Origin of the sequence: Clostridium sp. AF21-20LB (genome assembly GCF_003478795.1) — a bacterium.
GTDB classification, from domain to species: Bacteria; Bacillota; Clostridia; order Lachnospirales; family Lachnospiraceae; genus Otoolea; species Otoolea fessa.
Genome location: NZ_QUGD01000018.1, coordinates 26633 through 47387, shown reverse-complemented (window position 1 = coordinate 47387; position 20755 = coordinate 26633). Strand labels below are relative to the sequence as shown.

Annotated in this window: 16 protein-coding genes and 1 pseudogene; 2 read left to right on the top strand and 15 right to left on the bottom strand. The window is 50.1% G+C overall.

Going from position 1 to position 20755, the window contains the following annotated elements; genetic code table 11:
• Positions 1-256 precede the first annotated feature (256 nt).
• The 4 genes from DWX76_RS09900 to DWX76_RS09885 all read right to left on the bottom strand — a co-directional run bounded on the left by DWX76_RS09900 (position 257) and on the right by DWX76_RS09885 (position 5164).
• The gene (locus DWX76_RS09900; protein ID WP_118570580.1) at positions 257-1249 is read right to left on the bottom strand and encodes an FAD-binding protein; all 993 of its coding nucleotides are present in this window, start codon (positions 1247-1249) and stop codon (positions 257-259) included.
• A gap of 153 nt (positions 1250-1402) precedes the next feature.
• The gene (gene pepV / locus DWX76_RS09895; RefSeq protein WP_022360229.1) at positions 1403-2806 is read right to left on the bottom strand and encodes a dipeptidase PepV; all 1404 of its coding nucleotides are present in this window, start codon (positions 2804-2806) and stop codon (positions 1403-1405) included.
• Between the two features lie 32 nt (positions 2807-2838).
• The gene (locus DWX76_RS09890; protein WP_118570579.1) at positions 2839-3288 is read right to left on the bottom strand and encodes a GatB/YqeY domain-containing protein; all 450 of its coding nucleotides are present in this window, start codon (positions 3286-3288) and stop codon (positions 2839-2841) included.
• A 286-nt stretch (positions 3289-3574) separates the two neighbouring features.
• On the bottom strand, positions 3575-5164 hold the full coding sequence (locus DWX76_RS09885; RefSeq protein ID WP_106999734.1) for a peptide chain release factor 3: 1590 nt from the start codon (positions 5162-5164) through the stop codon (positions 3575-3577).
• Between the two features lie 309 nt (positions 5165-5473).
• Between DWX76_RS09885 and DWX76_RS09880 the strand changes: the two genes are divergently transcribed.
• A complete protein-coding gene (locus tag DWX76_RS09880; RefSeq protein WP_118570578.1) occupies positions 5474-6247 on the top strand; it encodes a type III pantothenate kinase in 774 nt (257 codons plus the stop codon).
• A gap of 119 nt (positions 6248-6366) precedes the next feature.
• Here the strand turns inward: DWX76_RS09880 and DWX76_RS09875 are convergent, their stop codons facing one another.
• Both DWX76_RS09875 and sigG read right to left on the bottom strand, forming a co-directional pair.
• Positions 6367-7098, bottom strand: a complete 732-nt coding sequence (locus DWX76_RS09875; RefSeq protein WP_243022528.1) for an SseB family protein — start codon at positions 7096-7098, stop codon at positions 6367-6369.
• Positions 7099-7592: 494 nt separating this feature from the next.
• Positions 7593-8369, bottom strand: coding sequence for an RNA polymerase sporulation sigma factor SigG (gene sigG, locus DWX76_RS09865; RefSeq protein WP_106999731.1), 777 nt, complete (start codon positions 8367-8369; stop codon positions 7593-7595).
• A gap of 312 nt (positions 8370-8681) precedes the next feature.
• Between sigG and DWX76_RS09860 the strand changes: the two genes are divergently transcribed.
• Entirely contained in the window at positions 8682-9680 is a 999-nt protein-coding gene (locus DWX76_RS09860; protein ID WP_243022527.1) for an acyltransferase family protein, read from the top strand.
• On the opposite strand, the gene sigE is transcribed toward DWX76_RS09860, so the two are convergent.
• From sigE to DWX76_RS09815, 9 genes and pseudogenes are all read right to left on the bottom strand, one after another.
• The gene (gene sigE, locus DWX76_RS09855; RefSeq protein ID WP_106999729.1) at positions 9634-10392 is read right to left on the bottom strand and encodes an RNA polymerase sporulation sigma factor SigE; all 759 of its coding nucleotides are present in this window, start codon (positions 10390-10392) and stop codon (positions 9634-9636) included. The two genes, DWX76_RS09860 and sigE, sit on opposite strands and share 47 nt — an antisense overlap.
• Before the next feature lie 55 nt (positions 10393-10447).
• On the bottom strand, positions 10448-11236 hold the full coding sequence (locus tag DWX76_RS09850; RefSeq protein WP_181357137.1) for a sigma-E processing peptidase SpoIIGA: 789 nt from the start codon (positions 11234-11236) through the stop codon (positions 10448-10450).
• Positions 11237-11573: 337 nt separating this feature from the next.
• Positions 11574-12800 (bottom strand): cell division protein FtsZ, encoded by a 1227-nt coding sequence (ftsZ, locus tag DWX76_RS09845; protein ID WP_022360220.1) that lies wholly within the window; start codon positions 12798-12800, stop codon positions 11574-11576.
• A 200-nt stretch (positions 12801-13000) separates the two neighbouring features.
• Positions 13001-13774: a cell division protein FtsQ/DivIB gene (locus DWX76_RS09840; protein WP_207722914.1), complete on the bottom strand. Its 774-nt coding sequence runs from the start codon at positions 13772-13774 to the stop codon at positions 13001-13003.
• Positions 13746-15029 carry a UDP-N-acetylglucosamine 1-carboxyvinyltransferase gene (murA, locus tag DWX76_RS09835; RefSeq protein ID WP_118570575.1) on the bottom strand — a complete coding sequence of 428 codons (1284 nt, stop codon included), beginning with the start codon at positions 15027-15029 and terminating at the stop codon, positions 13746-13748. Before murA ends, DWX76_RS09840 begins: the two co-directional genes overlap by 29 nt.
• Before the next feature lie 106 nt (positions 15030-15135).
• Positions 15136-16290 (bottom strand): FtsW/RodA/SpoVE family cell cycle protein, encoded by a 1155-nt coding sequence (locus DWX76_RS09830; RefSeq protein ID WP_117795227.1) that lies wholly within the window; start codon positions 16288-16290, stop codon positions 15136-15138.
• 276 nt (positions 16291-16566) lie between these two features.
• Positions 16567-17915 (bottom strand): annotated as a pseudogene (gene murD, locus DWX76_RS09825) (UDP-N-acetylmuramoyl-L-alanine--D-glutamate ligase).
• 10 nt (positions 17916-17925) lie between these two features.
• Complete coding sequence (gene mraY / locus DWX76_RS09820) at positions 17926-18882, bottom strand: phospho-N-acetylmuramoyl-pentapeptide-transferase (RefSeq protein ID WP_022360215.1); 957 nt, start codon at positions 18880-18882, stop codon at positions 17926-17928.
• An 88-nt stretch (positions 18883-18970) separates the two neighbouring features.
• Positions 18971-20752: a peptidoglycan D,D-transpeptidase FtsI family protein gene (locus DWX76_RS09815; RefSeq protein WP_118570574.1), complete on the bottom strand. Its 1782-nt coding sequence runs from the start codon at positions 20750-20752 to the stop codon at positions 18971-18973.
• Positions 20753-20755 lie beyond the last annotated feature (3 nt).

The following is a 20755-nucleotide window of genomic DNA, read 5'->3' as shown; positions in this document are numbered from 1 at the left end:
TTGCGAATAAGTTATAATAATTCAGTGATACAGAGTTAGTTCTGACTTACTTTTTAGGTATTGTTTCCACAATAAAAATAATTTTATTTTTGCAAATCAGTTCCGTGCTGTTTTCTGTAAAATACCAAAAGCGGGTAAAAGTTTTTTCGCTTTTACCCGCTTCTTGCTTGAACCTTCTTCTTAAAGGTTTCTATTTTATTTCGTCTGCATCATCTACTTTTTTAGAAATGGCATTATATGTGAATCATTTTAGCTTTTACTGGTTATCCGAAACATAAACCGCTGCTTCTGTTCCTGCAGTCGAACCAAACACAACCGCCTCGGTCAGCTCATTGCCGGAGAGCACACCTTCACCGTCTACTGCCGCTGACAGGATCGGACCTGCTGCATAAAGACCATTGATCAGCTCGCCGCTATCTTTGTTTAGCTGTTCCGCATTGTTGCTGACAACCAAGGCAGCTGCCTTTCCATCTGCCTCATATACCTGAGATTCCTCAAAAACCGGAATCAGGGAGACATCGGTCGCTACCAGTGCCAGGCAGTCAATTTCCTGATCCTTGCCGTCTACCGTCACAGTGATGCGGTCAAGCGCACCTTCTTCATCGTAAGCGACGCTCTTTAATTCTGTCTTATATTCAACTGGAATCTTCAGCTCTTCGACTTTTTTAAGCAGCGCTTCCTGTGCAAGCTCATTCAGATTTCCCTCTTTTGCCGGGAAACTGCGGGCTACCGTGGAACCTGCCTCCTGTGTCAGATCGCCGTACTCCATTCCCAGTGTGTCGGCAAGCCAGTCTTTCGCCTCTTCGCTGTTCTCCGATACATCTGCCGCCATATCCGAATTGTTCGTATTATTTCCTGCCGTCATAATATCGGACAGATAAATCTCAAAATCATCCGTAAGATTCGCCTGGAACTGCTCATCTGTATTGGCTGCATTGACATACGGCGCCATCTCCGCCATATCTGCCGCCAGCTCTTCGCCCGGTGCCAGAATCAGGATCTTCGACGGATCCATGCCCTCGGCTGCCGCCTGAACCGCCGCGATCAATCCGGCGCTGTCTCCGCCTGCGATGACAAGCTGTGCATCCGATGCTTCTGCCTCTCCGACCGCTTCGGTTGCTTCCTCGCTTGCCGCTGCACTCTCTGTTGTATCTGCCTTACTGCCGCATCCCGCCAGTGCCGCTGTTCCCAGAACCGCTGCCGCCGTCAGAATCCCTGCCTTTTTAACTGTATGGAATGATTTTTTCATAATCGTTCTCTCCTTTCCCTCTCGCCGGAGTTCCTGCAGCTGTCTTCAAACATGCACAGTACCTCCCGGTTGTGGATTTCAGTCTAACATAGACCTGCGGCGAATCAATTAAGGTTTCTTTAATTCTTACGGCGGAAAAAACGAAATTTTCTGTTACTTACACAAATCCGCAATCACCTGTGCAAAAATCTTCGCGCTTGCCACCAGATCACTCACATAGGCAAATTCATCTGCCCCGTGCATCCGGTTGTCCACGCCCGGCATCGACGCGCCAAATGCAACGCCGTTTTTCAGGTCATGCACATATGTGCCGCCGCCGGTGTAGTTGCACTCGCCCTTGTTGCCGGTATAAAGCTCATAAGCATTCAGAAGTGTTCTGACAAACTCGGAATTGCCGTCTACAAAATGCGGCTCTCGCAGCTGCGGGGACTCTAACTTCATGCCGTGGGACGCAAGTTTTGCCTCCACCGGTTTCAACAGGTTGTCATCATTGCCGCCGATCGGGAAACGTCCGTCAAAGTACGCTTCCATCCGTGTCTCCGTCATCGTAAGCATCGTGAATGCCAGAGACAGCGCTCCGGATCCTTCTGCCTGCATCGCCACGCCAAGCGCCTTGCCCTCGGTATCATTCCACGGGAAGCACTCAGTCAGGCTGTGAATCAGCTTCGTCTGTCCGCAGGATGCAAATGGCAGGCGATCCAGAAGCAGAAGCAGGGATGCCAGCGCATTTTTGCCTTCCTCCGGTGTCGAGGCGTGTGCGCCCTCACCGATTGCGGTGATCACGATCGCATCTTCCTCTGCCTGAAGCTCAAACTGTACGCCAGTCTCCTTCGTCACGCCCTCTGCCATCGGACGTACCTCTTCCTCGGTCAGTCCTGTAATTGTCGCATGCGCCTTGCCCGGAACAACATTGATCTTGATGCCAGCCTCGATGGACAGGATCCGCGCATTCTCCGTCGATACCTCAAAAGAAGCTGTCACATGCCCCGGGAAACGTCCTTTTTCGATATTGATAACCGGAAACGAAGCATCCGGGGAAAATGTCATCGGCGCTTCCTTCTCCACTTTATAATAATGTTCAATATCGCTGCTGCCGCACTCCTCATCTGTTCCCAGAATCAGGCGGACATTTTTTGTCACCGGGATTCCCAGTTCTTTGACCGCACGCATCGCATACAGAGCTGCTACCGCCGGTCCCTTGTCATCCGCCGTGCCGCGTCCGTACAACTTTCCGTCTTTTACAATCGGTTCAAACGGCTGTGTCACAGTCCAGCCCTCGCCTGCCGGGACAACATCCAGGTGTGCCAGAATATCTAGCTGGTGCTCACCGTCGTTTAAATCGGCGGTTCCTACATAATTATCGTAATTGTTGATGGAAAATCCATACTCTTCCGCCATTTTGAGTGCCTGTGCCAGTGCGCGGCTCGGACCTTCGCCGAACGGATCGCCCTCCTGGTATGCCGAACGCTCGCTGTTGATGCTGCACAGCGTGCATATGTCATCTAACATCTCCTGCTTGTGCGCCTCGATATACTGCTCGATTTTCTTTTTATACATAAATCTTCCGCCTCGTTCTTTTCCTTTGGTTATTATTTGGACAGAATTCCAGCCAGTACCTGGTTCACTACCTTTCCGTCTGCCTTGCCCTTTACCTTCGGCATCAGGGTTTTCATGATTTTGCCCTTGTCAGACGATGCCGGATTTTCAATGCCAAGCTCTGCCAGAACACTTTTGATCACCTCTGCGATCTGCTCTTCGGTCAGATCCTCCGGTGCAAATTCCTGATAAACTGCCAGACGTGCCTGTGCCTCCTCGCGGATATCCGCACGATCTGCCGGAGCCAGTTCCAGAGTCTCCTTCGTCTGCTTGATCTCTTTCTTTACAACTGCGTCCGCCTCTTCCTCAGTCAGCGGGGAACGCTTGTCGATCTCCGCATTTTTCAGTGCGGATAACAGCATGGATAAGGAATCTTTTCTTGCTTTGTCTTTTGCTTTCATGGCTTCTACCATGGCTGCACGTACTACATCTACTCTGCTCATATGAAATGTCTCCTTTTCTGATTTTTTCTATATTTTCACCATGCCCAGGTGGGACGATGGGAACCCTCTCTTGTTTCACCATGCCCAGTGGTGCGATAGGGGCTCTCTCTTGTTTTACCATGCCCAGGGGTGCGATAGGGGCTCTCTCTTGTTTTACCATGCCCAGGGGTGCAAAACCTGCGGTTTCACACCACTGTCCGGCTGCGCCGTATAGCAGAAATCCCCCTTTCAGCGCCTGAAAAATAAATTTTCCATTCGCTGAAACGGTGCTTTCCGCTGCATGGCTTTAGTTACGCCCAAACTCGCTTAACTTAAGCTTCGGATTCCGCTCTTCCACCATTCCCACACTCCAGCTGTTGACAAACAGAAGCAGTGGATTGTCTTTGAGGTCTTTGATCCGCTTCATATCCGAAGTTCCCTGGATCTTGGCTACGTCGATCTCGTCAGCGTTTTCTACCCAGCGGATGTACTCGTATGGAAGTTTTTCCAGCTTGACTTCTACATTGTACTCATTTTCCAGACGGTAGGTCAGTACCTCGAACTGGAGGACGCCGACTACGCCGACAATGATCTCTTCCATACCTGTGTTGAACTCCTGGAAAATCTGGATCGCACCTTCCTGGGCGATCTGGCTGATGCCCTTGATGAACTGCTTGCGCTTCATCGTGTCCATCTGGCGCACGCGTGCAAAATGTTCCGGTGCGAACGTAGGAATTCCTTCAAATTCTACCTTTTCACCTGTACAGAGTGTATCACCGATCGAGAAAATACCCGGATCGAATACACCGATGATATCGCCCGCATATGCCTCCTCGACAATCTTTCGATCCTGCGCCATCATCTGCTGTGGCTGGGAGAGACGGATCTTACGTCCGCCCTGCACATGCGTTACTTCCATGCCTGCCTCAAATTTGCCGGAACAGATACGCATAAATGCGATACGGTCGCGGTGCGCCTTGTTCATATTTGCCTGAATCTTGAAGACAAACGCGCTGAAATTCGGAGAGAACGGATCCACCATGCCGGTTGTCGTATTTCTCGGCAGCGGCGAGGTTGTCATTTTCAGGAAATGCTCCAGGAATGTCTCTACACCAAAGTTTGTCAGCGCCGAACCAAAGAATACCGGGGATAAATTTCCGCGGCTGACACGCTCCATATCCAGCTCATCGCATGCGCCGTCCAGAAGCTCGATATCATCCATCAGCTGCCGATGGTAATCTGGACCGATGATGGAGTTAACCTCATCGCCCTCTAACGAGAACTCCTGAGATGCGACCTCCTTCTGTCCGCCCATTGCTGCTGTGAAAGTTGTGATCTTCTTTGTGGCACGGTCATACACGCCCTTAAAATTCTTACCGCAGCCGATCGGCCAGTTGACCGGGCAGGTACGGATGCCAAGCACGCTCTCGATCTCATCCATCAACTCAAACGGATCGCGCGCCTCGCGGTCCATCTTGTTGATAAAGGTAAAAATCGGGATGTGGCGCATAACGCAAACCTTGAAAAGCTTGATCGTCTGCGCCTCGACACCCTTAGAACCATCGATGACCATGACCGCCGAATCGGCTGCCATCAGAGTACGGTAGGTATCCTCCGAGAAATCCTGATGTCCCGGTGTATCCAGGATATTGATGCAGAATCCCTCATAATTAAACTGTAATACGGAAGAGGTAACCGAAATACCTCTCTCCTTCTCTATCTCCATCCAGTCAGAAACCGCGTGCTTGGCCGCTTTTCTTCCCTTGACCGTACCAGCCAGGTTGATCGCGCCTCCGTAGAGAAGAAACTTCTCCGTCAGGGTTGTCTTACCAGCATCCGGGTGGGAAATAATGGCGAATGTACGCCGTTTTTTGATCTGCTCCGCTATATTTTCCAAAAAAATCTTCCTCCAAACTTACTACCATTCTTTAACTTTGTCTAAACGTATTTATTCTATATTATTTTAAACGAATACGCAAGTCCAAGTTACGGTTCACTCACGCGCGATCGGTAACAGATCTTAAAAACATTTTTCATCTTCTTCTTGATCCTTTTCTTTAAAAAACATATAATCATACTATTAACGTGGATATATAATAAATAGTAACAGTTGAACATATGAAACCGTTGCGATAACTATACAATCAACATTTTATAAGAGATGTTAATTATTGTAGAGATGCAGGAGATATAAAGGAGTTATTTTATGATTCTAGCTATCGACGTTGGAAACACCAACATTATTATCGGCGTGATCGACGCAAAAAAAACGTATTTTGTAGAACGCATCACGACCACCATCGGAAAACCGAATCTGGAATATGCCGTGGCGCTGAAAAGTATTCTTGAAATTTACCATATCGCCCCAGATCAGCTTGATGGTGCGATCGTCTCCTCGGTCGTTCCGCCGCTTAACCGGACGATTCTTGCCGCCATCCGTAAAATAACGGGACTAAACGCAATGCTGGTCGGTTCCGGCATGAAAACCGGCTTAAACATCCTGATGGACAACCCGAAATCCGTCGGCAGCGATATGATCGTAAACGCAGTCGGTGCCCTTGCAGAGCATGAACCGCCAATCATCATCATCGAAATGGGAACTGCTACGACCATGTCTGTCATCGACAAAAACGGACGCTATGTCGGCGGCGCGATCCTGCCGGGACTTCGCGTTTCCCTCGACAGCATGAGCGCCAGCACTGCCCAGCTGCCGCGCATCAGCCTCGATACGCCGCGCCATGTCATTGGCAAAAATACCATAGACTGCATGAGAAGCGGCGTCATATTTGGCAATGCCGCGATGATCGACGGTATGCTGGATCGCATCGAGGCAGAACTCGGAGAGAAAACTTCCATCATCGCCACCGGCGGCATCTCCAAGATTGTCCTGCCGCTCTGTTCGCATACGATCACGTATGATGGGGCGCTGTTGATGAAGGGATTACTACATTTATATGAAAAAAACAGGAGAACCGAATAATCAAAAAGGCTGTCTCTCGGCAGATGCATCTATATGATACATTCTGATGGGAGACAGCCTTTTTATCACAGTTTATTATGCTGACATCTATTCATTACCGGTCACGGTCACAGCAGCATTTATTTTACAACCTTCAGCTTCATATTCTCTTTCTCAATCCGATCCAGCTTCTCGCCGTCCAGACGGAGTGCAAATCCAAACGGATTTACCACGATTCCATTCACGTAATCCAGATATTTTTTCAGATCGCGGAAGCGGACTTCCATTGCTCCAAACTGATGTTTACGGTCAAATTTGCCAAATTCTACTAAATCCGTAAATGCCGGGTAATAGCGTACACCCTTTCCGGTGGTCAGAACCGGCACTGCCGTCGTCTTCTGCGGGTCAGCAACCGGAACCAGCAGACGCGCACCGTAAAGCTCTTTGCACATCAGATCCTGCATCTGCGGGAATGCCTGGTGCTGTACCAGTGCCTGATAGAACTGATTTGCAGAACGGACCAGGGACGGGTTCATCACGATCTCGGATGTATCCTTTGGTTTCTCGATGATGCTGAACAGCGACATGGACATATGATTTTCCTGTCCCTTGTCGATCACAACTGCCTCAAAACCGCTGCGGTAGAGGTCGTTGAAAAAAGAAATACGCTGTAATGGGCGGATCTCCAGTACCTTCGTCTCTACACCGACCATCTCCAGCCCTTTCACGAACTCATCTGCATACTCGCGGCTGGTGTAAAGGAAAGCAGCCGCCTTGCCGTTCTCTGCACCCAGGAAGAAGTTTTTCGTCGCATGGACAGTCACAACAAACAGTCCCGGCTCTCTCTGAAGCAGCTCCAGAACCTCTCCCATCACTTTTTTTATCTGCTTTATCCTGATGTTCTTTCATCAGCTCACGTAATTTCTCCATTTGAATTCCTCCGGCTCTTTTTAATGTACTCTCGGAATCTTTCTGTGCTTGATTTTGTGAGATGATTTTTTGTCAGCTGTGCCCAAATTTCTGAGGCGTACGCGGTGCGTACGTTGATGAAATTCGGGTACGGCTGGCGGAAAATCAGCCACAAAAGCGAGTGCAGAAAAGACTCCGAGAGTACATTTTATCATGCGCGAGGCTCAATCCGCCTGCGCCTGTCTTTTCTACTCTGTCTGCTGTCCATGACTGCCTGAGTGTCGCATCGCCAAGCTGCCTTTATCACTATATCAGATGGAATACTCCGCTCAACCCCAGTCAGATAACCGTCATCTGCTTGATTTTCAGATTCTTTTTGCAGACTATATCCTCTATATTTTAACACAGAGCCGCCAAACAATCAATCAGAAGAATCTCACACAATCCCTATCAACATTCAGCTCAAATAATGCTTCATGCTTTTTAACGCACTCTTCTCCAGCCGTGACACCTGCGCCTGCGAAATATGGATTTCTTCGGCAACCTCTGTCTGGGTCTTTCCCTCAAAAAAGCGCATATCAATAATACGGCGTTCCCGGTCCGGCAGGCGCTGCATCGCCTCCCCCAGCGACAGATCCTCGACCCAATGTTCCTCTGAATTTTTCTTGTCACTGAGCTGATCCATCACGTAGAGCGGATCGCCGCCGTCCGTATAGACCGGTTCGTACAGGCTGACCGGGCTCTGGATAGCATCGAGCGCATATGCAATCTCCTCTTTGCTGACTCCCAATTCTTTGGCAATCTCGCAGAGTGTCGGCTCCTTTGACTGCTTTTTCAGCAGATTTTCACGGGTATAGATCGCTTTGTATGCCGTATCGCGGAGCGACCGGCTGACCCGGATTGAATTGTTATCCCTCAAATACCGTTTCACCTCCCCCAGAATCATCGGAACCGCATACGTCGAAAAACGGACATTCTGGGTAATATCAAAATTATCAATCGCCTTGATGAGGCCGATACAGCCAATCTGGAACAGATCGTCCACATTTTCCCGGCTGCCCGAAAAGCGCTGTATTACACTGAGCACCAGCCGCAGATTCCCCTTGATATACTGTTCTCTTGCCTCCCGATCGCCCTTTAGAATCCGGCGAAACAGTTCTTCTTTCTCCTCATTACTTAAAAGAGGCAGCTTGGATGTATTGACCCCGCAGATTTCCACTTTATAGACCGGCATTTCCATTCCCTCCGTATGATGGACGATCAACGCAAACGGTTGAATCGTTTTGATTTTTGTTTTGTCACCTATACATTAGAATGGACAATTCAAAGCCCATTTATACCCGGACAAATGTGAACCGTTTTCACTCATTCCAATTTCTTGCCTTTTCTGCCGTTCCATAGTAAAATATATTTTCAGGGATTTTTCGATCAATATTATTTATAGAAAATAGAATTCAACCACAAGGAGATCCATTCATGAACACACAAAAAAAAAGCCCGTTCCCTCTACTGGGATATCGTAAAGGGATGGGGCATTATTGCGATCGTGCTGGGGCATACCGGATATTTCGCCGGTGCGTTCGTCTATCTGTTCCACCTGGCGCTGTTCTTCTTTATCACAGGCTATTTTTATAATGAAACGAAATACGGGGATACGCCGTTTCTCTACTTCGGCTCCCGTCTCGCCGGTGCATGGCCCAGGTATATGTTCTACACGCTGTTTTTTGTCCTGCTTCACAACTTTTTTGTAACGCACAGGCTCTATGCGGGACAGGAACTTTACAACCATACCAGAATGCTTACGGCATGGATGAGCAGTCTTTCCTTCAACTCCCCGGAACAGGTTCAGGGTGCCCTCTGGTTTCTGCCGGTCTGGCTGGTGTCCTCCGGACTCTTTGCCGGATGCGTCTGGTTTGGACGCGCAGCTGCCCGCTTTACCCGGAAAGATAATGTCAAGCTTCCTGTATGTGCATTTGCATGCATCCTGATTGGCCTTGCCGGTGTCTTCTTAAATATGAGAAGCTGCCCGCTCCCTTACAATCTGCAGGCGGCGCTGCTCGTTGTTCCGGTCTATCTCATCGCCTGGCTGATGCAGCAGTTTTTCTCCAATTTCCGCCACTATACGGTCTGGTACGGCTGCCTGATAAGCGCCCTGCTTCTGCACCTGACGAACACAAAGCTTCACATTTTCATCGATCTGGCAAGCATGCACATTCCGGGCGTCTTATTTTATCCGATCTCCATCATTGGAATTTACTTCGTCCTTTCGCTCTCCGACCTGTCCGAGCGCATCAGACCGCTAGCAAAGGTCCTTGCCTTTTTAGGACGCCATTCCTTTGACATTATGGCGATTCATTTCACGCTGTTCAAGCTGATCGATTTTGCCTATGCCCGCTTCATTTTGAAGGAAATACCGGAAACGCTTTCCAACTTCCCGGTCTCCTTCCGCTATGAAATGGGTCCGTTTTACATCCTGATCGGTCTGTTTCTTCCAGCACTTATCGGCTGGTGTATAGACCGCATTGCTGCGAAATTTCTTTCTTGAGGCGTTTCATAATCTTCTTTTCCAGCCTCGATATGTATGACTGTGAGATACCCAGAAGGTCGGCAACCTCCTTCTGGGTCATTTCATCTTCCTGCTCTCTCCCCAGACCAAAGCGCAACTTCACGATTTTCTGTTCCCGCGGATTCAGGCGGTCGATCGCCGCATTCAACAGTTTCCGCTCTGTCTCATCCTCCAGATCCCGGTAAATAATATCCTCATCCGTTCCCAAAATATCCGACAGAAGCAATTCATTTCCATCCCAGTCCACATTCAACGGCTCATCGATCGAAACCTCGAGCTTCGTCTTATTATTTCTCCGGAGATACATCAGAATCTCATTTTCAATACAACGGGATGCATAGGTCGCCAGCTTAATATTTTTATCTACGTCAAACGTGTTGATCGCCTTGATAAGACCGATCGTCCCGATCGAAATCAGATCTTCCACGCCCACGCTGGTGTTGTCAAACTTTCTTGCTATGTAGACCACCAGGCGCAGGTTGTGTTCGATCAGCGCCGAACGCGCCTCTTTATCCTCACTGGTTCCAAATTTTCTTAAAACCTCCGCCTCCCGCACACTGTCAAACGGTGCCGGAAGGATATCGGTTCCCCCGATATAATGAACTTCCCCGTCCCGGTGCATCAGAAATGACCGGAACGACGGCATCATTTTTAAACGAAACTGACCTGGAACTGAAACTTTTATAAACATACGCTTTCCCCCTTATGTTGTTCGCTATGGTTCAGACCATAACGGCTGTTTTTCTTCACAACCAATATTTTTCATTGAGCAGCATCTGATACTCGCCCTTCTGCGACAGCGCCTCCTGTGAAATGGCAATCCACGGCTTCTCAATCACCCGCATACCGCCCTGACCGGACACTTCCATCCGCTCCGCCTGATATGCCGGAATCACGCCGCCGCCCTTTCCGACACTCCGAAATGGGATGTATTGGACACCGTCCTCCCAGGAAAAAAATCTCTCTGCCACACACGCATCCAGCACCTGCACCGGACGCCCCGAAAGCGGCATCGTCAGATGGTTGCCTGTGTCGAGAATCGCCTGCACATGCCGCTCCCTGCCTTTGTTAAAAAGCGTTACCGCGTACTGGTGTTCCAGCTTCATACACCGCTGCATACCAAACCGCCACACCGCAGATGGAATCAGAAAACTCCCCCCCGCGGTAAACAGCCAGAACAGAAGATTCACCCGTATTCCAAGCGGCTGAACCAGTTCCATGCAGCCAGCCGCCAGCATAGATGCTATGTAAAGCCCGATCGCGGCTTCTGCCGCCTCCGACTTCCTACGGATGGAAAATGCCGTCCATGCCATCAGCACGCTCATCGTGGCGCTTAGGAGCATCCGCCCGGCATATCCCAGCGGAACCGGAGCTAACACCATTCCTAACGCATACACGGCTCCCAGAAGACTCCCTGCCAACCGCCCATACCGGCGTTCCGGCAGACGCAGGCAATTCTTCACCACCGACAGAAGCAGGAAATCCGCTGCCAGATTTTGCAGCAGGATGACATCCGCATACACACGATAGGTCACTGTCTCTTCCCACCTTTCTGTCCGACACGGGATATTATAAGAAAAAAGTTCCGCAAAATTTGTCAAACCGAGGGCGCAAAACGCCTGTTTTGATCGCCAAAAATCGGGGGAAAAACGTGAAATTTGAATAAATTCGACATAAGTCGAAGGTCTGAATCGACGATAAAAAAGAATGTGCCTTTTTGTGTAATAGGGGATTCCAAGGAATTTCCTATTACACAAAAAAACACGCATCAGAAATTTTCACTTCTAATGCGTGTCTTTTCCAAAAGCAACTGCTTCTGTATATATTTTGTATTTTTACTAAAGCAAGAGCAGTTCATCTCTCACTCTTATATTATTTCTTATTTCTCAGAAAATCCGGAATATTGATCTGTGTTTCCTGGCGCATCGGGCGGAACGGCTGTGCCGGTGCCGACTGCGGTGCTTCCTTCGGAGCGACTGGCTGTGCCGGTGCTGCTGCAGATGGTGCACGGAAGGTCGGTGCCTTGTAGGTCGGCTGCGCTGCCGCTGCAGTCTGTGCTGCCGGCTGAGCGTATGTATTGCCAGTCGTCTTTGCCTTGAACGGAGTCTTGAACTCAGTCATCGCTTTTGCGACCGGTGTGTTCACACCGTGGGAATCCAGTCCAGTCGCAATAACAGTGATCGTCGCCTCATCCTGTGCATTCTCATCGTACATCGCACCGAAGATGATATTGGCATCGTCGCCTGCAAGCTCCTGTACATAGCTGGCTGCGTCATTTGCCTCGATCAGGCTGATATCGCCGGAAATATTGATGATAACGTGGCTTGCACCCTCGATGGTTGTCTCAAGCAGCGGGCTGGATACAGCCTGCTTAACAGCCTCAAGTGCTTTGTCATCACCCTTCGCATGACCGATACCGATATGAGCGATACCCTTGTCCACCATAACGGTCTGAACATCTGCAAAGTCAAGATTGATAAGACCCGGAACATTGATCAGGTCGGTAATACCCTGTACTGCCTGCTGAAGAACCTCATCTGCTTTCTTCAGTGCATCCGGCATCGTGGTACGGCGGTCTACGATCTCAAGAAGTTTATCATTCGGGATAACGATCAGAGTATCAACAGCTGCTTTCAGTTTTTCGATACCATTGAGCGCGTTGCTCATACGGGTCTTTGCCTCGAAACGGAACGGCTTTGTGACAACGCCGACCGTCAGAATGCCCATATCTTTTGCGATACGTGCAATAACCGGAGCTGCACCTGTACCGGTACCGCCGCCCATACCTGCGGTAACGAATACCATATCTGCACCCTTGAGAGCCTGTGCCAGTTCTTCCTGGCTTTCCTCAGCTGCTTTCTCACCGATCTCCGGCTTTGCGCCTGCACCAAGTCCCTTGGTCAGCTTCTCACCAATCTGCATAGCTGTGGACGCCTTGCAGAACTGCAGTGCCTGCTTATCTGTATTGATACCGATAAATTCTACACCGGCAATATCTTCATCGATCATACGGTTGACAGCGTTGTTACCGGCTCCGCCGACACCTACTACTATAATTCTGGCAGAGTTCTCTGCTTCATTTATCTTTATCTCTAACAAGATACTTCCTCCTTCATTTTCCCATCTGTTCCGGTTTTATCATCTTTATACTAAAATTAGGGTCTTTTAAATCTAGCCTACCTAATACTATATTTGATTTTCAGCAAAAAATCAATCGTTTCTTTTATAAATTTTCAATAAACCAGTCACAATGTTACTGTTCACGCATACGTGCCAGTAACGGAATTTGCCGATTCTTCCTAGTTTTTATCAAACCGGTACATCGGATTTGCATTCGATTCATCGTAGCTGTCCAGATAGAGGGTTCCGGACAGATCCGGATAATCCCGCAGAATATCCGTCAGCTCCGAAAGTTTCCCGTTCATCTCACTGTTGCTTCCCAGCTCAACCTTCAAGCTCCTGATTTGAAGCGTCGCTTCCTTTTCCTTATTAAAACGGATCTCGTCCACCGCAACCTCGTTGACCGACAGCACCTGCGTCAGGTTCAGAATCTCGTTGAAAACGCTGATATCCTCGACCGGCAGCGGCTGATGCAGCACGATATGTCCAAAGGAAAGTCCGGCAATCTTCGGCACACCCGGCAATGTCTCGCTTGTGCTCTCCACAATGATGCCGTCCTTGTCAAAATACATCCGGCTGTTCATGTAGGAAACGTAACCAACCACACTCTTCTCGTAGACGATCACCTCCACGTCCGACGGGCTGCGGAACACCAGCTTGTAATCCTGCACGAACGGAATTGACTTGTGCGGCCGGAAGCGGTACTGCAGATAGCAGAACACCGGATTCCGGCTCAGCCGCGAATCGAAAATAGACGCCTCTATCTGCTCTGCCGTATATTGCCGGTTTCCACTGACATGGATTGTATTGATCCGAAGCAGCGACAGACCGACAAAAAACGCGGCTGCCACAAGAAGTGCTGCCGCCGTGATCCAGATATGTTTTTTTCCACGGCGGCGCCATACCTTTTCCTCTGTCTTTTTTTCAATCTGTATCTTCTCTATCTCCATCATCCTCCCGGCGCCGGATCTCTGCTCCTAATGCCCGCAAGTCCCGGCAAATATCTTCATATCCCCGCTCAATATGTTCACATTCTGATACTCTGGTCCATCCGTCCGCCCCCAGGGCTGCCACCGTCAGGGCTGCACCGCCCCGCAGATCACGGGCACGCACCAAAGCTCCCCGCAAGGTTTCCACTCCGTCAATCCGAGCAATGTTCCCGCTGCATTCGATGTTCGCCCCCATTTTTTGAAGCTCCGCCGCTGTGCCAAACCGGTTTTCAAATACCGTCTCCCGCAGCATACTGGTTCCATCTGCCCGTGACAGCGCCGCCATCAAAAACGGCTGCAGATCGGTCGGAAACGCCGGATACGGTCCGGTTTTCACCGATACCGCCCGCAGGCGCTGTCCGCTGTGTACATATATAAGTTCCGGTTCCTGATAAAGCGAAACGCCCATATGCTCCAGCACCCCGGTCAATGCACGCAACTCTTGTGTCTGCACGCCGTCCACGATCACCTCACCGCTGCAGGACGCAGCGGCAAGAAGATAGGTCCCGGCTACGATCCGGTCGCCGCCGATCACAAACCGACTGTCATGGAGCGGCAATCCGCCTTCTATGATCAGCGCATCCGTCCCGATCCCCCGGATCGATGCCCCCATACCATTTAGGAAATGGCACAGCTGTCCAATCTCCGGTTCCCGCGCGCATCCCCGCAGAACCGTCCGCCCCACCGCTGCCACAGCGGCAAACAGGGCATTTTCCACCGCGCCGACACTCGGAAACGGAAAAATAATCTCTGCCCCGCGAAGTCCCGTTGTCTGTGCATGCAGGAAGCCGTCCGGCTCCGGTTCCTGTATTTCCGCGCCCAGCGCACGGAGTGCCCGCAAATGCCAGTCGATTGGACGTTTTCCGATCATACATCCGCCGGGGCTGTAGACCCCCGCCTCGCAAAAGCGTCCCAGGAGCGCTCCCAAAAGCATAATGGACGAGCGCATTTTCCCCATCGCTTTCTGCTCGATCCGCCAGCCATTCATCTTTGAAGTATCGATTTCCAGACGGTTTCCGTGCAACGCACACCGGCATCCCAGAGAATCAAGAATCCCCATCATACAGAACACATCCTGTATTCTGGGGACATTTTCAAGCACGGTAATTCCGCGGTTTAACACCGACGCCGCCATTATCGGCAAAACTGCATTTTTCGATCCCTGCACCGTGAGTCCGCCCTGAATCCGGCACGGTCCGTGAATCTCGATGAAAGCCAAACAATCCCCTCCCACCGGCATCTATGTATTATTATATGCCAACGAGAGAAAATGGTTCTCATTTTCTACATTTCCCGAAGTGAATATGTAACTTCGCCAAATATTCCTACTGCTCCAGCTTAATCTGGTTCGAGACGCTTAACACCATCCCCATCTCCAGCATCAGGAACATGACGGATGTACCTCCGTAACTGATAAACGGCAGCGTAACACCCGTGTTCGGGATCGTATTCGTAACAACCGCGATATTTAAGATAACCTGAATCGCGATGTGTGCCATCACGCCGATCACGATCATCGCACCCATCAGATCCGGTGCATTTCCAGCAATTACCATGAAGCGGTAAATCATAAACATGAAAATCAGAATGACCGAAATCGCGCCAAACAGACCTAATTCCTCACAGATAATCGAAAAAATCATATCATTCTGCGCCTCCGGCACAAAGCCGAGCTTCTGGAGACTCTCGCCCAGTCCCTTTCCAAACAGACCGCCGGAACCGATCGCGTACAGACCCTGGAGCACCTGATAACCGCCGGAACGTGCATACTGCACCGGGTTGACCCAGACATTGATTCGTCCCAGCTGATAATCCTTCAGGATATGGAGCTTTACCAGCAGATGCCCTATATAGGGGGCGACCGCCAGAAGTCCGACGCCGCCTCCGATGCAGAGAAAAAACGGCCATTTGATCTTGCACGCCACAAACAGCATCACAAACACGATGCCGCAGATGATGATACCAGAACTTAAGTTGTTCGCCGTAACTAAAAGTGCCAGCGGCGCCGACAGCGCCACGATAAATCCGACTGCCCGCAGCTGGTTGATCCGCACGCCCAGATTGGCAATCAGAACCGCCAGAAGCAGAATCAGGGAAATCTTGACAATCTCGGTCGGCTGGAACTGGAGCGGTCCCAGACGCAGCCAGCGCTTCTTACCATGCGATGCCACGCCCAGAGGTGTAAAACGCGTCAGAAGCAGCGTCACGTATGAAACGATATATCCCAGCATCGCAAACCGCGCAAACCAGTGATAATCTATCTTGGAGACGATATACATCGCAACAAAGCTGACACCCGCGATGCCCGCCTGACGAAGCATAAAATATCCCGGATTGCCATAATCAAGCTGCGCCTTATAGGAGCTCGCGCTGTAAATCATGATCAGTCCGAATACCGTCAGGAAAATGATGGTAAACAGCAGACTGTAATCATAAAACCGATGTGGTTTTTTCTTTTTAATTTTTCCCGGTTCCGGCATACTTCCACTCCCCTGCTTTTTGTTGTTACAGTTTCGAAATTCTGCCTGCAAACGGCAGTTTTTCCTCAAATCAGGGCTGCCGCAGACAAATGCCGGCTGCGACAGCCCCCTTAAATACATTAAGCCTTTATTCGTTACTGTTCACGCATACGTGCCCAGTAACCTTTATTCTTCCAATACCGAATTGCTGCGTGCTTTGCACTCCGCAATTCTCAAAAGTCACAATTCCTCCTGCAAGCAATCTTGCGTCGGATTTCCGACCTTTGAACCTTGGTATTACAAATTTCTCACAAACTCTTTGAATTTGCGTCCGCGCTCTTCAAAGTTCTTGAACTGCCCCCAGCTTGCACATGCCGGTGAAAGCAGGACGTTATCGCCCGGATTTGCATAGGATGCACATACCTGTACAGCCTCCTGCAGATCTTCCGCGTACATGATATCATTGAAGCCGTGGCGTTTTGCACACTCGGCAATCTTGTCGCGGGTCTGGCCGATCAGTACCAGATAGCGTACCTTTCCGCCAAAGCTCTCGATCCACTCGTCAAACTCGGAATGCTTATCATATCCGCCTGCAATTAATAAGGTCGGTCCCGGCATCGCTTGATCGCCTGCATCGCTGCATCCGGGTTGGTTCCCTTGGAATCGTTGTAGTATTTGACACCAAAACGCTCGGTTACGAACTCAATGCGGTGTTCAACTGCCTTGAATTCCTTGATCACCTTCTGGATCTTCTCCAGCGGAACGCCCATGTTCATACTGATAGCAACCGCTGCCATAACATTTTCATGGTTATGACGGCCAAGTAGCTTCAGATCGTGGATATTGACAATCACGGTCTCTTTCTCGCCGTCGTTGTATACAATCTCATCCTCTTTCAGGTAGAAACCTTGTTTCAGGGTACGCAGACTGGAAAAATATACCACCTTGATGTCTTTTAAAGTCTCACCAAATTCACGCAGTACCGGATCCTCATAGTTCAGGACGCAGACATCGCCCTCTTTCTGGTTCTTGGTAATGCTCTCTTTCGTCTCGATGTAGCATTCCATCGTCTTATGACGATCCAGATGATCCGGGGTAATATTTAAAATAGCGCTTACATTCGGGTGGAAATCGGTCATGGTCTCCAGCATGAAGCTCGATACCTCTGCAACAGTTACGGTCTCATCCGTTGTCTCCAATGCATGGAATGCAAACGGCTCACCGATATTTCCAACTACAAATACGCTGTCATAGAATGACTTCATGATCTCGCCGGTCAGGGAAGTCGTCGTTGTCTTTCCGTTCGTGCCGGTAATGGCTGCCATACGTCCTTTGGCACAGTGATATGCAAGCTGCATCTCGCCCCAGATCGGAATACCGGTTTCACGAATCATCTCTACAAACGGTGCATCGGCCGGGATGCCCGGGCTTAAAATTGCCAGCTCCACGCCTAACAAATCCGTCTTTTTCAGCTCCCCGAGGACGAACGTGATCGTCGCGCCTTCGTCAAATTTCTTTTTCAGCTCCTCTGGATCCAGTTTTTCATTGCCATCGTAAAGCACTACCTCTCCGCCTTTTGAGAGAAGGAGCTTTGCAGCTGCAATACCGCTGATACCTGTTCCTGCTACTAATACTTTCTGACTCATAATCTTCCTCCTATAATCCTAAGTATGCTATAAGGCAAAGGATTGCCGTAATAATCGAAAATACGCCTACGACCCTGGTCTCAGACCATCCGCAGAGCTCGAAATGATGATGGATCGGCGCCATCTTGAAAAAGCGCTTTCCGCCCGTCTTCTTAAAATAGGTTACCTGAATAATAACAGATAATACTTCCACCAGATAAATCAGACCCACGATCGCGATAAAGATCGGCATCTGCATCATAAAGGCACTGGAAGCGACAAAACCGCCGAGTGCCAGTGAACCGGTATCGCCCATAAACACACGCGCCGGATAGACATTGAACAGAAGAAAGCCCAGAAGACTTCCAACTACTGCGCCGGTAATCGGGCTAATGCCGCTGTTCTCCCCGATCGCCACGATCGTAAAGAACGTTGCTACCAGAATCGTCACACTGGTGCACAGACCGTCCAGACCATCTGTGAAGTTCACGCCATTGTCAGTTCCCAGAATGATGAAGAACAGTGCCGGTACAAACAGCCAGACCGGAAGCTGTAAATACTTGCCGGTAAATGGAATCAGCATCCCTGTTCCGATGTCCGGTGAGGTTACAATATAATAGGCAAAAATACCTGTGATCACAAACTGTCCGATCAGCTTCTGGATCGGATTTAAGCCCTCCGAACGTTTCATCACGATCTTGATGTAATCGTCCAGAAATCCAACCACGCCGAATCCAACGGTCATAAATAGCACCGGAATGATCTTCGGATAATCCCGGATATAGAGCAGAGACGTAATGATGATGCTGGAAAGAATTACCAGACCGCCCATCGTCGGGGTTCCCTGCTTTTTCAGATGCGTCTGCGGCCCGTCATCGCGCACCTGCTGTCCAAATTTCAACCTGTGGAGAAACGGTATCACGATCGGGCACAGCACTGCGCTGACCACAAATGCGATGATAACCGCCAGTATTGTTTCATTTACCATGTCACACCTCTAACTTATCTTCCTATGTATACAGAGATAGTTCCTCAAATTATACACTTCAATAGTATACGTCTTTTTAGGGGAATAATCAACCTCTTTTCTCCACCCCCAGATACGGCAAAATGACCTCAAACAGATCGCGGATCACCGGGGCGGCAATCGTCCCGCCATAGTAGATTCCTTCCGGTTCATCGATGGTGATGAGCGCGATCACCTGCGGATCGTCCGCCGGTGCAAACCCTAAAAATGAGGAAATATATTTTTTCCGGCTCCTTGGAAGTTTCTCCGAGGTTGCCGTCTTTCCGCCGATCCGGTAGCCCTCGATCCGGGCGTTTTTTCCACTCCCCTCCGCCACCACCTGTTCCAGAATATAACGCAGCGTCTCACTCGTCTGCTCCGATAAGATCCTCTCTCCTTTTGGATAGGCAAACACGTGGACTGCCTGACCATCTGCCCGCACGGCACGGATACCGATGTGCGGTGTAATGCGCGTGCCTCCGTTGATCAGGGAGGATGCCGTTGTAATGAGCTGGATCGGCGTGATCTGAAACGACTGCCCAAAAGAGACGGTCGCCAGCTCCACCGGTCCGATCTGATCCGGCTGGTGCATGATCGTCCCCGCCTCACCCGGCAGATCAATCCCAGTCTTTCCCAGCAGACCAAACTGCTTAAAATACTGATAGTACCGCTCCGGTCCCAGCCGCTGTCCGACATCGATCAGAACAGGATTGCAGGAATTCATCATTCCCTGTAAAAACGTCTCCCCGCCGTGTCCGCCCACCTTGTGACACCGAATCTTCCGATCTTCCACGATCCGGAATCCCGGGCAGGAAAACTGATCAGTCAGGTTGACCACGCCCGCCTCCAGTCCCGCAGCGGCGGTCACGATTTTAAATGTAGACCCCGGTTCGTATGTATCATTTAAACAGGGATTGCGCCACATCTGATTGAGGAGAGCTTGTTTATTTTGCGCTGATGCTGCGTGTGACTGCACTTCATTCTTCCAGGATATGTCTTCTTCTGTTTCTGAATCTTCGTTTTTTCCATCTGCCACCAGCTCAAACGGCTCATTCAACGAAAACTCCGGTGCATTTACCATTGCATAGATTTCCCCGTTCTTCGGGTTCATCACGATGATCGAGACGCGGTTCGCATTCTTTTTCTGCATCGTCTGGTACGCCGCCTGTTCCGCGTACATCTGGATATTGACATCCAGGCTCGCCCGCAGATCCCGCCCTGCCTCCGGCTCGATGCGATCCTCCGCCTCATTTTCCAGCTCGATCCCCGCCGCGTCCGTGAGCGTCAGGATCTTGCCATCCGTGCCCTTTAAATACTTCTCATACTGTACTTCCAGACCGATGATCCCCTGATTATCTCCCCCGGTGAATCCCAGCACCTTCGATGCCAGACGTCCATATGGATAATATCGTTTATAGTCCTCATCCACCTTGACTCCCTCCAGGCGCATTGCCCGGATCGCATCGCCCCGCGTTTTCTCTACATTGGACTGGATCACCTCCCTGGAAGATCGCTTTTCCGTCTTTTTCCGCACCTCCGCCTCCGGAAGTCCCAGTTCTTCGCTTAAAACCCGGATAACTGTCTCCGGATCTTTTACCTGATTATGAATCACTGAGATAGTACATACAGTCCGGTTATCAGCGATCACCGTTCCGTTCCGGTCAAGGATCCGCCCGCGCGGCGCTTTGATACTGCGCTCCCGCTGATGCAGCTCCTCCGCCATCTGGCTGTAATAATCCGCTTTATACAGCATGAGGAAGAACAGTCTCCCCGCCAATCCTGTCATGCACAGGCAGATGGCGGCGCACAAAAAGACAGTTCTTCCTCTGTGATGCGTCCGGTTCCGATTCATACT

What these genes read in the sequence shown, in the direction of transcription:
- pepV (WP_022360229.1), bottom strand. Translation starts at nt 2,806, where the DNA reads ATGTATAAAAAGAAAATCGAGCAGTATATCGAGGCGCACAAGCAGGAG.
- DWX76_RS09890 (WP_118570579.1), bottom strand. Translation starts at nt 3,288, where the DNA reads ATGAGCAGAGTAGATGTAGTACGTGCAGCCATGGTAGAAGCCATGAAA.
- mraY (WP_022360215.1), bottom strand. Translation starts at nt 18,882, where the DNA reads ATGGTAAATGAAACAATACTGGCGGTTATCATCGCATTTGTGGTCAGC.
- DWX76_RS09840 (WP_207722914.1), bottom strand. Translation starts at nt 13,774, where the DNA reads ATGATGGAGATAGAGAAGATACAGATTGAAAAAAAGACAGAGGAAAAG.
- DWX76_RS09875 (WP_243022528.1), bottom strand. Translation starts at nt 7,098, where the DNA reads ATGGGAGAGGTTCTGGAGCTGCTTCAGAGAGAGCCGGGACTGTTTGTT.
- DWX76_RS09830 (WP_117795227.1), bottom strand. Translation starts at nt 16,290, where the DNA reads ATGCCGGAACCGGGAAAAATTAAAAAGAAAAAACCACATCGGTTTTAT.
- sigE (WP_106999729.1), bottom strand. Translation starts at nt 10,392, where the DNA reads ATGTTTATAAAAGTTTCAGTTCCAGGTCAGTTTCGTTTAAAAATGATG.
- DWX76_RS09880 (WP_118570578.1), top strand. Translation starts at nt 5,474, where the DNA reads ATGATTCTAGCTATCGACGTTGGAAACACCAACATTATTATCGGCGTG.
- DWX76_RS09900 (WP_118570580.1), bottom strand. Translation starts at nt 1,249, where the DNA reads ATGAAAAAATCATTCCATACAGTTAAAAAGGCAGGGATTCTGACGGCG.
- sigG (WP_106999731.1), bottom strand. Translation starts at nt 8,369, where the DNA reads ATGCCGGTCTATAAAGTGGAAATCTGCGGGGTCAATACATCCAAGCTG.
- DWX76_RS09815 (WP_118570574.1), bottom strand. Translation starts at nt 20,752, where the DNA reads ATGAATCGGAACCGGACGCATCACAGAGGAAGAACTGTCTTTTTGTGC.